The following is a 14,090-nucleotide window of genomic DNA, read 5'->3' on the forward strand; positions in this document are numbered from 1 at the left end:
AGCATCTGGCCCGTCTGGTTGTTGTCGCTGTCGATGGCTTGTTTGCCGAGGATCACCAGTTGAGGCTGTTCCTTGTCGACAACAGCTTTGAGCAGCTTGGCCACGGCCAGGGAGGTCAGCTCTTCAGCGGACTCGACCAGGACAGCGCGGTCGGCGCCCAGCGCCAGGGCGGTACGCAGCTGCTCTTGAGCAGTGGTCGGGCCGATGGAAACCACGACGATTTCAGTCGCCACGCCTTTCTCTTTCAGGCGTACGGCTTCTTCCACGGCGATTTCGCAGAAAGGGTTCATCGACATCTTGACGTTAGCGAGGTCGACGCCGGAATTGTCCGCCTTGACGCGAACTTTCACGTTGTAATCGACAACGCGTTTGACAGCTACAAGAACCTTCATGGATTCCTCGTTACTCTCCGGTGAAAAGAAAGTCGCCTAGGCGAACCTGGCGGTTGATGCTCATCGGCACACAAGGGCACCTCCAAAAACGTCGGCGGATGACCTTGCTCACGGGAAATGATGACCGTTCGTCAGTGGTGACTGAGAGGTCATTCTTTATCGCAGCGTGTAAACTGCGCGCCATCGTTTGGGCGCGCGTCACCTGTCGTGCTTTTGGACGTGCTCTTGAAACCTGCTGTCTGCCTACGGTAAGCGCAAAACCGACCGTATATTGACCGGAACGCCTATTCTGGTCAATACGGCAAAATAGCCAGTCATAAGCCGCGCCTCTTTGATTTACCTAGCCTGCGGGCAATTCAAACAAACGTTTGTATTGGACGCTGGCAGTGGTGTAGATATAATGCGCCACCTAGAGAGAAAGGTGGGTCATCCCCTGCCATTTGGCGCAGTGATGACGGACACGACACCGAACCTCCACCCATTAGAAAAAAAGCCTGTTGAGCCTTGAGTAGGAGATAGCCTGTGGAACGCGAATACATGGAATTCGACGTGGTCATCGTCGGCGCTGGCCCGGCGGGCCTGTCTGCCGCCTGCCGACTGAAGCAGAAGGCCGCCGAAGCCGGTAAGGAAATCAGCGTCTGCGTGGTCGAGAAAGGCTCCGAAGTCGGCGCACATATCCTGTCCGGTGCCGTGTTCGAACCACGTGCCCTGAACGAACTGTTCCCGGACTGGAAAGCACTCGGCGCCCCGCTCAACACCCCCGTGGTGCGCGATGACATCTATGTGCTGCGCAGCCCTGAAGCCTCCACCAAGGTTCCCGACTTCTTTGTGCCCAAGACCATGCACAACGAAGGCAACTACATTATCTCCCTGGGCAACCTGTGCCGCTGGCTCGCCCAGCAGGCCGAGAACCTCGGCGTGGAAGTCTACCCAGGCTTCGCCGCCCAGGAAGCGCTGTTCGACGAAAACGGCGTGGTCCGTGGGATCATCACCGGTGACCTCGGCGTCGACCGTGAAGGCAACCCCAAAGAAGGCGTCTACACCCCAGGCATGGAACTGCGTGGCAAGTACACGCTGTTCGCCGAAGGTTGCCGTGGCCACATCGGCAAGCAACTGATCCAGCGCTTCAACCTGGACAGCGACGCCGACGCCCAGCATTACGGCATCGGCTTGAAGGAAATCTGGGAAATCGACCCGGCCAAGCATCAGCCAGGCCTGGTGGTGCACACCGCCGGTTGGCCGCTGGACATCATGAGCGCCGAGAACACCGGCGGCTCGTTCCTGTATCACCTGGAAAACAACCAAGTGGTTGTCGGCCTGATCGTCGACCTGTCCTACAGCAACACCTTCCTCTCGCCTTTCGATGAGTTCCAGCGCCTCAAGCACCACCCGGTGTTGGCCCAGTACCTCGAAGGCGGCAAGCGCATCAGCTACGGCGCCCGTGCCATCTGCAAAGGCGGCCTGAACTCGCTGCCGAAGATGGTCTTCAAGGGTGGCGCGCTGATCGGTTGCGATCTGGGCACGCTGAACTTCGCCAAGATCAAAGGCAGCCACACCGCGATGAAGTCCGGCATGCTCGCCGCCGACGCCGTGGCCGACCGCCTGTTTGCCGAGTCCGAAGGCGGTGATGAACTGACCGCTTACGTCGACAGCTTCAAGTCCAGCTGGCTCTACGAAGAACTGTTCGCCAGCCGCAACTTCGGCCCGGCGATGCACAAGTTCGGCCCGATCATCGGCGCCGGCTTCAACTGGTTCGACCAGAACATCCTGGGCGGCAAGATGCCGTTCACCCTGCACGACACCAAGCCGGACTACGCCTGCCTCAAGCTGGCCAAAGACAGCAAGAAGATCGACTACCCCAAACCCGACGGCAAGCTGAGCTTCGACAAGCTGAGCTCGGTGTTCATCTCCGGTACCAACCACGAAGAAGAACAACCGTGCCACTTGAAGCTCAAAGACGCGAGCATCCCGATCGGCACCAACCTGCCGCTCTACGATGAACCGGCGCAGCGCTACTGCCCGGCCGGCGTGTATGAAGTGATCACGAAAGAAGATGGCGAGAAGCGCTTCCAGATCAACGCCCAGAACTGCGTGCACTGCAAGACCTGTGACATCAAGGACCCTTCGCAGAACATCACCTGGGTCACGCCGGAAGGTGCGGGTGGGCCGACTTACCCGAATATGTAAGCCTTTTTACGGGTGAAACCCGGTCAAATGTGGGAGGGGGCTTGCTCCCGATAGCGGTGGGTCAGCTACAGATTTGCTGACGGATACACCGCCATCGGGAGCAAGCCCCCTCCCACATTTGGATATGTGTTTTGCCTGGAATGACTATGCAGCCCGCTCTTCGCCGGGGTTGCGCTCGAAGTAGCGCTTGTACTCGCGACTGAATTGCGACGTACTCTGATACCCCACGTTATGCGCCGCCTGCGCCACCCCCATGCCTTCCACCAACAGCAACTGCTGGGCTTTGAGCAACCGCAGACGCTTCAGATATTGCACCGGCGACAACAGCGTGCAGCGCTTGAAGTGCTCATGAAAAGTCGACGCACTCATGTGCGCATACCCCGCCAGCGTCTCGATATTCAGCGGCTCGGCATAATGGGCATGCAGGTGATTCAACGCCGTCGCAATCCGCGAAAACTGCCCCTGCTGTTCCACCAACGCCCGCAACACATCCGCCTGTGGCCCACGCAATGCGGTGAAGAGTAATTCCCGTACGCGTGCCGGGCCCATGATCCGGCTTTCCAGCGGATCGTGCAGGCACTGCAACAACCGCTCGACACACCCGCGCATCGCATCATCGAGCACCACCGAGCTCATCGACTCCAGCGTCTGCGCCGTCGGCGGCGGCCCGGCCTGAATGCCCATGGCCATCACCAACTCGCCCAGCACCACGCGATCAATGCCCACCGTCACGCCCAGCAGCGGCGCATCCGGCGCCATGGCAAACGTCTCGCACTCGAACGGCACCGGCATCGCCTGGATCAGGTAGTGCCCGGCGCCATACTCCAGCGTACGCGGCCCCAGGTAGGCGACTTTGCTGCCTTGGGCGACAAACATCAGGCTCGGCTCATAGATCTGCGGCCCGCGTGCCACGTCGCAACTGGCACGCAATACCTGCACACCGGGCAAGTGTGTCGGCGAGAAACCGTCACGGGGCGTCAGCCCCTCAATCAGGGCAACCAGCGGGGCGTTGGCATCAAGATGGCGGGTCAACAACATGGTAAAAAACTTCGCTGAAAAGGGATGAGAGCATCATCGCAGGTCCGGCGACACAAAAACCCAAACACAGGGCACTCCCGGACGAATAGGCATGAGACTCGGAGCAATCACCATGGCCGCATCCGGGACCGGCGCGGAAAATGGCCCGCCTCACTTTCCAACGCTTTTGCGAGGTTCCATCATGTACACCGCCATCGGCTATGCCGCTCAGTCGGCCACCACTCCCCTCGCCCCCATGTCCTTCCAGCGCCGCAGCCCGCGCGTGGATGACGTGGCCATCGAGATCCTCTACTGCGGCGTGTGCCACTCCGACATCCACCAGGCGCGCAACGAATGGGGCATCGCCGTGTACCCACTGATGCCGGGCCACGAGATCGTCGGCAAGGTCACCGCCGTCGGCGCCAACGTCACCGCGCATAAAGTCGGCGACCTGGTGGGCGTGGGCTGTATGGTTGATTCGTGCCGTCACTGCGACGCGTGCAAAGCGGACCTGGAGCAATATTGCCTCGAAGGCCCGACCATGACCTACGCCACCCCGGACCGCGTAGACGGCAGCAACACCATGGGCGGTTACTCCGACAGCATCGTGGTCAGCGAACACTTCGTGGTGAAGATCCCAGCCAAGCTCGACCTGGCCAGCGCCGCGCCGATCCTGTGCGCCGGTGTCACCATGTACTCGCCGATCAAGCACTACGGCATCAAGGCCGGCGACAAGGTCGGCGTATTGGGCATGGGCGGCCTGGGCCATATGGGCATCAAGCTGGCCAAGGCGATTGGCGCAGAAGTGACCTTGTTCACCCGCTCCGCGAGCAAGGCTGAAGAAGGCCGTCGCCAGGGTGCCGATCACGTGATCGTGTCCACCGACGCCGAGCAGATGAAAGCGGCCGCCGGGCACTTCGACTTCCTGCTGGACACCATCCCGGTGCAGCACGACCTGAACCCCTACCTCGACGTGCTGCGCTTTGACGGCGTGCACATCCTGGTCGGCCTGATCGAACCGGTCGACCCACCGGTCAACGCCGCCAAGCTGATCATGGGCCGCAAAGTCCTGGCCGGTTCCTTGATCGGTGGCATTGCCGAAACCCAGGAAGTCTTGGATTTCTGCGCCGAGCACGGCATCAGCTGCGACATCGAAATGCTCGACATCCGCAACATCAACGAAGCCTACAGCCGCATGATCGCCGGCGATGTGAAGTACCGCTTTGTCATCGACATGGCGACCTTGAAGGTCTGATCAGCCTTTAGCGCCCAACTCCGCTGACAGCCGCGCTGCCACCTGTTTGATCACAGGGATCAGCTCGGCCATCTTCTCCAGCGGCATGTAGGGCACGGTACTGGCGATGCTGATGCCGGCGACGATTCGCCGGCTGGCATCGCGCACCGGTGCCGCCACGCAGCGAATCGACGGTTCGTTGTCTTCCAGATCGAACGCATAACCGCCCACCACGTATTCACGCATGCGCTGCTCGAACTGTGCCCAGGATTGCTCCGGGTGCTGTGGCCATTGCAGGTTTTTCCCACCCGCCGGCAGGCTGGTCTCATACAAACGCTGCCACTCCTCGACAGCGTCATCCAGCAGCATCGCCTTGCCCACGCCCGTACGCGCCAACGGCATGCGGTGGCCCACCCGTGAGCGCATTTCCGGGCCGTTGCGACCGGGGTTCTTGTGCAGGTACAGCACGTCGTCGTACTCGCGGATGGCCAGGTGGATGGTGTCGCCGGTCAGTGCCGACAGCTCATCCAGGTACGGGATGGCCAAGGTCACCAATGGCAGCTCCTCGCGCGCCTGAAAACCCAGCTCGATCAACTTCGGCCCCAGCAGGTAACCGACTTGCGGCACCACGCGCAGGTAACGTTCCTCCACCAGGCAACTGGCCAGTCGGTGCGTGGTGCTGCGGGTGGTGCCGATACGCCGGGCGATCTCTTTCAGATCCCGCGCACCGGCCGCCACCGCCTGCACCACGCCCAGGCCTCGCAGCAGGGTCTGGGTGCCGGTGGGGGCGGCTTCTTTGACGGGGGTGTGGGCGTTTTCCTGCATATCGGGCCTATTAGTGTGAAAGCGGGGGCATTATGGCAAATACCGACCCTCAATACAGTGGCGATCCAAATGTGGGAGGGGGCTTGCCCCCTCCCACATTTGGATCTTCATAGGGCTCGGGATCAGCGTTGCTTCATGCGGTCGATGATGACCGCAAGCAACAGGATCGAACCCCTGATCACATACTGGTAAAAGGTATCGATGTTCTTCAGGTTCATCGCGTTCTCAATGATTGCCAGGATCAGCACCCCGGCAATCACATGCCGGATCATGCCGATGCCGCCGCTCAGCGATACCCCGCCCAGCACGCAGGCGGAGATCACTGTCAGCTCAAAGCCCTGGCCGATCATCGGCTGGCCGGAGGTCATGCGCGACGCGAGGATGACCCCAGCCAAGGCGCCAACCAAACCGTGTACGGCGAAGATGATGATCTTGGTGCGATCGACGTTCACCCCGGCCAGCAGTGCAGCTTCCTGGTTGCCGCCAATCGCCATGGTGTTGCGCCCGTAGGTGGTGTAGTTCAACAGCCAGCCGAAGAACACAAAACACAGCACGGTGATGATGATCGGCACGGGCACACCCAGCAGTTGGCCGTTGCCGAACACGAAGAAACCTTCATCCATCACGCCGACGGCCTTGCCGTTGGAGAAGATATAGGCCAGGCCGCGCACGATCTGCATGGTCGCCAACGTGGCGATCAACGCATTGATGCGCAGCTTGGCGATGACGATGCCATTGATCAGCCCCACCACCAGCCCCATGGCCAGTGCCGCCGACACGCCGAGAGCCACGCTGTCGGTGTCGCGAATCACAATGCCCGCCACCACGCCGGCACAGGCAATCACCGAGCCCACCGACAGATCGAAGTGCCCCGATGCCAGGCAGAACAGCATGGTGCAGGCGGCAATGCCCACCGTTGAAATCGCCAGGCCCAAGCCACGCATGTTCAGCGGTGAAAGGAAGTTGTCGATAAACAACGCACTGAGCAAAAAGATACCCAGCGCGGCGAGCAGCATCACCCAATCATCGAGAAACTTGCGCTGATTGAACCCCGGCCAGAAGCCCTTTGCAGTTTTTACCTCAGACATCATTCACCTCGAATTCATCAAGCCCGCGAACGCGGGAGAGCCAGTTGCAACAGCCGAGCCTCATCCGCTTGATCGCGGGTCAATTCACCCGTGAGGGCACCTTCGCTCATCACCAGGATGCGGTCGGAGATGCCCATCACTTCCATCAGGTCGCTGGACACTACGATCACCGCAATACCACTGGCCGCCAGGTTATGGATGATCTGGTAGATCTCCGATTTGGCGCCGATATCGATGCCACGGGTCGGCTCGTCCAACAGCAGCACTTTCATCGGCATCGACAGCCAGCGGCCAAGAATGGCCTTCTGCTGGTTGCCGCCGGACAGGTACATGATTTTCTGTTCGGCATTCGGTGTTTTGACTTTCATCGCCTGGATTTGCTGGTCGGCGTTGCGCTTTTCCCACCCGTCACGCAGCAGCCAGCCGAACGTGGAATGGGCACCGCGCGCACTGATATTGATGTTCTCGGCCACGCTGGACAACGGAATGATGCCTTCCTTCTTGCGGTCTTCCGGGCACAGCAGCACGCCAGCAGCGATGGCATCGCGGGGTGAATGCAGCGGCAGTTTTTGCCCACAAAGCTCAAGGCTTCCTGCGGTGCTGCGGGTCAAACCACTCAGCAGCCGAAACAGCTCCGTGCGCCCCGCCCCGACCAAGCCGAACAGGCCAAGAATCTCGCTTTTGTGCACCTGCAGGCTGACCGGCTCACGCAGCCCTGGGCCAAGTAAACCGTCGACCTTGAGCGCCACTTCGCCCCGTTCACGCGGCCGGTAGTCGTAGATGTCCTGGATATCGCGACCGACCATGCACGTCACCAACTGGTCATGGGTCAGCGCGCTCATGTCGTCGAACGTGCGCACGTAGCGGCCGTCCTTGAACACCGTGACGGCGTTGCAGATGCGGAACACTTCTTCCATACGGTGCGACACGTAGAGCACCACTTTGCCCTCGTCGCGCAGGCGCGTGATGATTGCCATCAGGCGGTCGATCTCGCGCGCCGAGAGGCTGCTGGTGGGTTCGTCAAAGGCAATCACATGGGCACCACGGGACAACGCCTTGGCGATTTCCACGAGTTGACGCTGACCCAGGGACAGGCGGCCGAGCTTTTCCTCCGGATCAATTTCATCCGCCAATCCCTTGAGGCAGGCCAGCGCCTGCTTACGCAACAGGCTGCGATTGACCACACCGAAACGCGACGGTAAATGCCCGAGGAACAGGTTCTCGGCCACGGTCATTTCCGGCACCAGGTGCAGTTCCTGGTGGATCACCGCCACGCCGCTGGCNAATGCTGTCGGCGGCGTTTTTGAANNNGGCCATGGTCTGCTCGCCGATCTGCAGCGTGCCACTGCTGGGGGTGTAGGCGCCGCCAAGGATTTTCAGCAGGGTCGACTTGCCTGCGCCGTTTTCGCCCATCAACGCGTGCACCTCACGCGGCCGCGCTTCAAAGCTGATCTGCGCCAGCGCTTTCACACCGGGAAATTCCTTGCCGATGCCATTGAAGCGCAAGGCCGCGCCGGTCATTTCCACAGCCCGATTTTGGTCAGTTCTTCCTGGAAGTTGGCGCGGGTAATCAGAGTCACCTCGTCCATCGCGGTGTACTTGGCGGGCTCTTTACCGGTGGTGACCCACTCGTACATCGCCAGCGCCGTGTTGTAACCCTCGATATGCGGACTAGGCAGCATCGAGCCGAAGAAACCGCTGTCGGCTTTCTTCAATTCGCCGATGGCGTCGGTGCCATTGATGCCGATACCGATCACGTTGGCGGCTTTGAAGCCGGCGCTTTCGGTGGCGCGCACGCCGCCAAGCACGGTGTTGTCATTCATGCCGCCGATGATCAGGTTTTTCGCGCCGCTGGGCAGCTTGACCAGGGCCGAGTTGGTGGCGTCCATGCTGCCGGGAACATCCAGGGTCTTGAGGGCGGCGGTCAGGATGTGGTCCTTGGGAATCCCCGCCTCTTCAAGGGATTTGATCGAACCGTCGGTGCGTTTTTTGCCGGTGTCGAGTTCGTTATAGGTGTTGATCACGGCGTAGGTGTCTTTCCAGTCCCAGCCACGCTTTTTCGCTTCGGCGGCCATGGCCGCGCCCTGCTTCTGGCCCACTTCGAACGCGGCCATGCCCAGGTAGGGCACGTCTTCCATGAAGTTGCCTTTGGCATCGACAAAGCGGTCATCCACCGCCATTACCTTGAGGCCATTGACCTTGGCTTTGGCAACGATGGCCGGGCCGAGGGACACGTCAGGCGGGCAGATCACAAAGCCTTTCGCGCCATTGGCGGCCAGGCTGTCGATGGCCGAGAGGGTCTTCTCACCATCCGGTACGGCGATCTTGATCACGGTAAAACCATGTTCCTTGCCGGCTTTTTCGGCGAAGGCCCACTCCGTCTGGAACCAGGGTTCTTCGGCCTGTTTGACCAGGAAACCGATCTTCACTTCTTCGGCGAACGCAACGCCGCTGAACGCCATCGCAAGCGCCAGGGCGCCTAGGGTCTTCTTGAACATGAACCACCTCATTCTTGTTATTGGAAAACGATTTAGTCGTGGTACATCACCGACCGCCCGCCATCGATCATCAGGCAGGTGGCATTGATAAAGGGCGCCTCGTCGGTCGCCAGGAACAGCGCAGTCATCGCCACTTCAATCGGCTGGCCGATGCGCTTGGGCGGGTGCAGGTCGAACGCGCGCTGGCGCTCGGCCTGGGGGTCGGGGAAAGCGTTCCAGTAGTCGACGTTGAGCTGGGTTTCGATGTAGCCCGGCGCGATGGCATTCACGCGAATGCCCTTGGGCGCGTATTCAATGCCGAGGGCACGCGTGAGGCCGAGCAGGCCGTGCTTGGCGACGGGATATGGAAAGCAGCCGGGAATGATGTGACTGGAATGGGTGGAGGCAATATTGATGATGTTGCCGATGCCCTGCTCGATCATGTGCGGCAGCACCGTGCGGCAACCGTACCAGGCGCCGTCGAGGTCGATGGCGAAGCAGCGGTGCCAGTCCTCGTCAGTCATTTCCAGCGGGTCGCGGAACACGTTGACGCCGGCGCAGTTGACCAGCACGTCCACGCGGCCGAAGCGCTCGATGGCGAGGTTCACCAGCGACTGCCATTGCTCTTTGGAGGTGATATCGACGGCTTGCGCGTAGATATCGGCACCGCGTTCGCGCCAGTGGGCGGCGACTTGTGCGACTTTGTCGCCTTGGATATCCGCGATTACCAACTGAGCCTGTTGGGCCTGAAAACACGCGACGATGGCCTCGCCAATGCCTTGGGCGGCGCCGGTGATGATCACCACTTTGCCTTTGAGGCGCTCGCCGTAGGTTGGCTCGGGCACGGCGGGAAGTGACAACGGTTGTGCCTGCATCGCTTCACCTGTTTTATTTTTGGTAGTGAGTGCTGATGCAGCCGACTATAAACCCATCATTTGAAATATCTCAATATATAAATTTGCATCCCATATTATGAGCAAAAGCAAAAAAAATGTGGGAGGGGCAAGCCCCTTCCCACAGTTGATCTTCAGTGTTTGAAGACAGGGGGTTAGCCCAGTGCAAAGTCGCGCAGCGCATCACCCTCCATGCGATAGCGCACCCACTCCTCCTGCGGCTGGGCGCCGATGGATTTGTAGAAGGCAATCGCCGGCTCGTTCCAGTCCAGCACGCTCCACTCAAAGCGGCCGCAGCCGTTATCGAAGGCGATCTTCGCCAGGTGGCGCAACAGCTTCTTGCCCGCCCCGCCGCCGCGCTGTTCCGGGTTGATGTAGAGGTCTTCCAGGTACAGGCAATTACTGCCCAGCCACGTGGAATAGCTGAAAAAGAACACCGCAAAACCAATCGGCACGTCATCGCGCGAGCAGATCAGGCCATGGGCGGTGGCGCCCTCGCTGAACAGGCTGCGCTCAATGTCCACCACACTGGCGATCACTTCGTGCCGGGCCTTCTCGTACTCGGCCAGCTCAGTGATGAACGTCAGGATCTGCGCAGCATCGCTGGGCACGGCGGGGCGAATCTGGATGGTCATGGGCGAGCCTTGGCAATTTCAAAGCACACATACTAAGGCGCTTTCATGACGAGTTGCAGCGCAATTTCGTGGTCACCGGCACACAAAATCTTACAGGTGACACAAGACCGTTCGTCGCCATCAAGGCACGAACACGAAACCAGGGCTGACCAATAGTAGGTAAGGACATTAATCATATGGAGACACCCTCATGAAAAATTCCAAGTTTGCTGCCCTCGCCCTCACCGGCCTGTTGTCTGCTGCGTCGCTGAGCGCCTTTGCCGCCAGCTCGACCACCGGACCGACCGATCCAACGCCGGATGCCACCACCGAATCGCAGAAATCCATGGGCACGGGCCTCGACACCAATGGTGGTGCGATCATCCAGCCGGGCGCCGATCCTCGCACCCAGGGCAATGACACCCAGCGCCAGGCGCCTGCCGCCGTCGGCAACGGCAAGATGGGCCCTGCGATCAATCAGCCGAACATCAACAAGGGCGATGATTCCAACGTCCCAGGTGCGCCAAAACAACCTGCGCCTTGATCCACCGACTGCAAGACGAACACCCGATCATTTCCCAGTGAAGAGGTACGCATGAACGTCGACAAAGACCTTGAAAAAGAAGTCCTCACCCGCCTGCTGCACGCTCACCCCCATGGGTTGGGCAAGGAGGTGCTGGATAACTACCGCGGAGAGAAAGTGGTCGCCAGTGCCTTGGCATTTCTGCAAGACCGCGGGTTGATCAAGGATGGGCATGTGACCACCGACGACGCGGGTGAATACGCGTTGAATTTGCCGATCAAGCTGACTGCGTCGGGTGTGGATGAGGCGCGCAAGCTGGAGTCTGAAACCAGCCAGTAGCCTTTCTAATGAGCTAAATGTGGGAGGGGGCTTGCCCCCTCCCACATTTCTCGACTGTATTTACTGCTCGAGTAGGGCATCGACTTCGGCGGTGCCAGGGGACGTGGCCGGGCCCCAACGCGTCACGGCCAGTGCCGCCGCCGCATTCGCCCGCTGTGCCGCTTGAGCGGGTGCCAGGCCATTGGCCAACCCTGCTATAAACACACCAGCATGGGCATCCCCTGCGCCGTTGCTGTCTACCGCCCTCACCTTAAAGCCCGGTACATGTTCCGCCTGGCCCTCGCGGCTGACCCAGCAACCGTTCGGCCCATCACGCACCACCAGCAAAGCGTTTGCGGGCAGGCGACGATTGAGATCGACCAGCGCCTGCGCCACCGTACCCGCACCGGTAAACGCCTGCGCTTCCGGACCGTTGCTGGTCCAGATATCAATACGCGGCAACAACGCCACCATCAGCCCCGAATCCGGTGCCTTGACCAGCGGCCCCGGGTCGAACACCACAGTGATCTCACGCGGTAGCGCCAAGAGCCAATCGAGCAACGCCTGTGCCTTGCCTTCCAGCAATAAGCTGTAGCCGCTGACGTACACATAATCGTCCGATTGCGGCAGCACGCCCGCCAAGTCCTCGGCGCTCAAATCACCTTCGGCGCCGATATGGGAAATGAACGTGCGCTCAGTGGTGGCCTCGGTCAGCGACACACACAAGCCGGTGTCTTTATCCGTGCTGGGCGCCTGGGCCATCTCCACGCCCTCGGCCTGCATCGCCGCTCGCGCCAGGTCGCCGAAGCGCCCGTTGCCATGACGCCCCAGGTAGACCACCGGCAACCCATTACGCCGCGCGGCGGCCATTACGTTAAAGCCACCGCCGGCCTCGAAACTGGCCGATTGCGCGAGCACGTCGCCGCCGGTGGCGGGCAAGGTATCGAGGGCCATGACCAGGTCGACGATGACCTGGCCGGTGTGCAGCAATCTAGACATTAGCGCTCTCGACTAAAGCCGGGCGACGGTCAGACGCACCGCCCAGTACCGCATAAATCCCGCCGGCCACCAGGAAGGTGACGATCCAGCCCAGCCCGTTGTGGCCCAGCCAGGAGTCCGACAACGGCCCGGCGAACCAGATATTTTCGGCGGTGGTGCCGATGGTGGTGAAGCTGAAACCCAACACGATCGCCACGGCCCAGGCACCGAACGCACGCCACTCCACGCCGCCGCGATACCAATAGGCGCTGCTGGGGCTGACGTCCAGCAGGTCCTTGGGGCTGTAGTAGTGACGGTGGATCAGGTCGACCACGAAGATACCGACCCACGCGGTAATCGGCACCGCCAGCAGCGAGATGAAGGTGATGAAGGGGCCGTAGAAACTGTCGGCGATCAGCATGAAGTAGATCGAGCCGGCGAAGATCGCCACGATGTCGACGATCACCGCATGCACGCGCTTGACCTTCAAGCCGAGGGTCAGCGTGGTGAGGCCGGCCGAGTACACCGACAGGTTGTTGGACAGCAGCAGCCCGCCGAACGCGGTGATCAGGTACGGCACCGCCATCCAGGTCGGCAGCATGTCGCGGATCGCGATGATCGGGTCGGTGGCCGAGGCCAAGTCATTGTTGCCCACCGACAGCAGGCCGCCGAGGGTGATCAGCAACACCAGCGGAATGCCCGCACCAAACGCGGCCGACGCCACCAGGCGCACCGCCTTGACGCTGCGGTGCTGGTAACGCGACATGTCGGCACCGGCGTTGGCCCAGCCAATACCCGTACCGGCGGCCATGGTGCCGACGCCGACGATCATCGCACTGAGCGGTGCCGGGGTAGCGTTGAACACTGCGCTCCAATCGATGGTGGCGCAGAGGAAACCGCCGACCAGGATGTTCAAGGCGCCGAACACGTAGGTGGCCCACTTCTGGATCACCAGCAAGGTCGCGTGGCCCAGGCCGGAAACGGACAGGGTCAGCAACACAAAGATGGCGATGAAGATCAGCGTGAGGACCGGCGCGCTTTTCGCCTCTACCGGTGAACCGAACAGGATCGAACACAACGACAGCAGCACGAATGCGGCGGTGGTGGTGTTGACCGTTTCCCAGCCCAGCCGTGACATCAGCGACACCAACGTCGGGCCGATATTGCCACGCACACCGAAGATGGCGCGGGACAGCGTCAGGCTCGGGGCACGGCCGCGACGGCCGGCGATGGAGATGATGCCCACCACCGCAAAAGAACCAGCGGCGCCAAGGATCGCGACGATGACGGCCTGCCAGATGGCCAGGCCACGAAACGCGACCAGGGTTGCGCCAAGCGGCAAGCCGAGGATGCTGATGTTGGCCGCGAACCACACCCAGAACAATTGCAACGGGTGACCGTTGCACTCGGCCTCAGGGACCGGTTCGATGCCGCGCGTTTCCAATTGCCCGGCGCTTTGGCCGGAAGAGGTGCTGCTCATGATGGGTGCTCCTGGTGCCTGTATTGTTGTGGTTGTGGCAGAGAATCAAAGCGAAATGTCTATT

Annotated in this window: 13 protein-coding genes and 1 pseudogene; 4 read left to right on the forward strand and 10 right to left on the reverse strand. The window is 60.9% G+C overall.

What is annotated here, in order from left to right; translation table 11 throughout:
- Positions 1-392: electron transfer flavoprotein subunit beta/FixA family protein (locus tag AO064_RS26120; protein WP_082893986.1), on the reverse strand; the 392-nt coding region annotated here is incomplete at its 3' end.
- Positions 393-914: 522 nt separating this feature from the next.
- On the opposite strand from AO064_RS26120, the gene AO064_RS26125 reads away from it, so the two are divergent.
- Positions 915-2,579 (forward strand): electron transfer flavoprotein-ubiquinone oxidoreductase, encoded by a 1,665-nt coding sequence (locus AO064_RS26125; RefSeq protein ID WP_015885406.1) that lies wholly within the window; start codon positions 915-917, stop codon positions 2,577-2,579.
- A gap of 144 nt (positions 2,580-2,723) precedes the next feature.
- Here the strand turns inward: AO064_RS26125 and AO064_RS26130 are convergent, their stop codons facing one another.
- The gene (locus tag AO064_RS26130; protein ID WP_015885407.1) at positions 2,724-3,617 is read right to left on the reverse strand and encodes an AraC family transcriptional regulator; all 894 of its coding nucleotides are present in this window, start codon (positions 3,615-3,617) and stop codon (positions 2,724-2,726) included.
- Between the two features lie 181 nt (positions 3,618-3,798).
- Between AO064_RS26130 and AO064_RS26135 the strand changes: the two genes are divergently transcribed.
- Positions 3,799-4,851, forward strand: a complete 1,053-nt coding sequence (locus AO064_RS26135) for an NAD(P)-dependent alcohol dehydrogenase (RefSeq protein ID WP_015885408.1) — start codon at positions 3,799-3,801, stop codon at positions 4,849-4,851.
- Here the strand turns inward: AO064_RS26135 and AO064_RS26140 are convergent, their stop codons facing one another.
- The 6 genes and pseudogenes from AO064_RS26140 to AO064_RS26165 all read right to left on the reverse strand — a co-directional run bounded on the left by AO064_RS26140 (position 4,852) and on the right by AO064_RS26165 (position 10,748).
- Complete coding sequence (locus tag AO064_RS26140) at positions 4,852-5,655, reverse strand: IclR family transcriptional regulator (protein ID WP_015885409.1); 804 nt, start codon at positions 5,653-5,655, stop codon at positions 4,852-4,854.
- Between the two features lie 122 nt (positions 5,656-5,777).
- Complete coding sequence (gene araH, locus AO064_RS26145) at positions 5,778-6,743, reverse strand: L-arabinose ABC transporter permease AraH (RefSeq protein WP_046035678.1); 966 nt, start codon at positions 6,741-6,743, stop codon at positions 5,778-5,780.
- Positions 6,744-6,760: 17 nt separating this feature from the next.
- A pseudogene (gene araG, locus AO064_RS26150) lies at positions 6,761-8,264 on the reverse strand (L-arabinose ABC transporter ATP-binding protein AraG).
- Positions 8,261-9,241 (reverse strand): substrate-binding domain-containing protein, encoded by a 981-nt coding sequence (locus tag AO064_RS26155; protein WP_043205762.1) that lies wholly within the window; start codon positions 9,239-9,241, stop codon positions 8,261-8,263. Before AO064_RS26155 ends, araG begins: the two are co-directional and overlap by 4 nt.
- A 32-nt stretch (positions 9,242-9,273) precedes the next feature.
- Complete coding sequence (locus AO064_RS26160) at positions 9,274-10,095, reverse strand: SDR family oxidoreductase (RefSeq protein WP_064055071.1); 822 nt, start codon at positions 10,093-10,095, stop codon at positions 9,274-9,276.
- A gap of 173 nt (positions 10,096-10,268) precedes the next feature.
- Positions 10,269-10,748 (reverse strand): GNAT family N-acetyltransferase, encoded by a 480-nt coding sequence (locus tag AO064_RS26165; RefSeq protein WP_015885414.1) that lies wholly within the window; start codon positions 10,746-10,748, stop codon positions 10,269-10,271.
- A 190-nt stretch (positions 10,749-10,938) separates the two neighbouring features.
- Here AO064_RS26165 and AO064_RS26170 point away from each other — a divergent pair, with 190 nt between their 5' ends.
- Both AO064_RS26170 and AO064_RS26175 read left to right on the forward strand, forming a co-directional pair.
- Positions 10,939-11,271 carry a hypothetical protein gene (locus AO064_RS26170; protein ID WP_015885416.1) on the forward strand — a complete coding sequence of 111 codons (333 nt, stop codon included), beginning with the start codon at positions 10,939-10,941 and terminating at the stop codon, positions 11,269-11,271.
- A gap of 51 nt (positions 11,272-11,322) precedes the next feature.
- Complete coding sequence (locus AO064_RS26175) at positions 11,323-11,589, forward strand: hypothetical protein (protein ID WP_015885417.1); 267 nt, start codon at positions 11,323-11,325, stop codon at positions 11,587-11,589.
- Between the two features lie 60 nt (positions 11,590-11,649).
- Here the strand turns inward: AO064_RS26175 and AO064_RS26180 are convergent, their stop codons facing one another.
- Entirely contained in the window at positions 11,650-12,567 is a 918-nt protein-coding gene (locus tag AO064_RS26180; protein ID WP_064055072.1) for a PfkB family carbohydrate kinase, read from the reverse strand.
- Positions 12,560-14,026: a purine-cytosine permease family protein gene (locus AO064_RS26185; protein ID WP_064055073.1), complete on the reverse strand. Its 1,467-nt coding sequence runs from the start codon at positions 14,024-14,026 to the stop codon at positions 12,560-12,562. The genes AO064_RS26180 and AO064_RS26185 overlap by 8 nt, the downstream gene beginning before the upstream one ends.
- Positions 14,027-14,090: the final 64 nt, after the last annotated feature.

The organism is Pseudomonas marginalis, from assembly GCF_001645105.1.
Classification (GTDB): Bacteria; Pseudomonadota; Gammaproteobacteria; order Pseudomonadales; family Pseudomonadaceae; genus Aquipseudomonas; species Aquipseudomonas petroselini.

Bases quoted from the DNA above. Each gene is read 5' to 3' on its own strand.
- AO064_RS26130 (WP_015885407.1), bottom strand. From the start codon at position 3,617: ATGTTGTTGACCCGCCATCTTGATGCCAACGCCCCGCTGGTTGCCCTG.
- AO064_RS26135 (WP_015885408.1), top strand. From the start codon at position 3,799: ATGTACACCGCCATCGGCTATGCCGCTCAGTCGGCCACCACTCCCCTC.
- AO064_RS26140 (WP_015885409.1), bottom strand. From the start codon at position 5,655: ATGCAGGAAAACGCCCACACCCCCGTCAAAGAAGCCGCCCCCACCGGC.
- araH (WP_046035678.1), bottom strand. From the start codon at position 6,743: ATGTCTGAGGTAAAAACTGCAAAGGGCTTCTGGCCGGGGTTCAATCAG.
- AO064_RS26155 (WP_043205762.1), bottom strand. From the start codon at position 9,241: ATGTTCAAGAAGACCCTAGGCGCCCTGGCGCTTGCGATGGCGTTCAGC.
- AO064_RS26160 (WP_064055071.1), bottom strand. From the start codon at position 10,095: ATGCAGGCACAACCGTTGTCACTTCCCGCCGTGCCCGAGCCAACCTAC.
- AO064_RS26165 (WP_015885414.1), bottom strand. From the start codon at position 10,748: ATGACCATCCAGATTCGCCCCGCCGTGCCCAGCGATGCTGCGCAGATC.
- AO064_RS26170 (WP_015885416.1), top strand. From the start codon at position 10,939: ATGAAAAATTCCAAGTTTGCTGCCCTCGCCCTCACCGGCCTGTTGTCT.
- AO064_RS26175 (WP_015885417.1), top strand. From the start codon at position 11,323: ATGAACGTCGACAAAGACCTTGAAAAAGAAGTCCTCACCCGCCTGCTG.
- AO064_RS26180 (WP_064055072.1), bottom strand. From the start codon at position 12,567: ATGTCTAGATTGCTGCACACCGGCCAGGTCATCGTCGACCTGGTCATG.
- AO064_RS26185 (WP_064055073.1), bottom strand. From the start codon at position 14,026: ATGAGCAGCACCTCTTCCGGCCAAAGCGCCGGGCAATTGGAAACGCGC.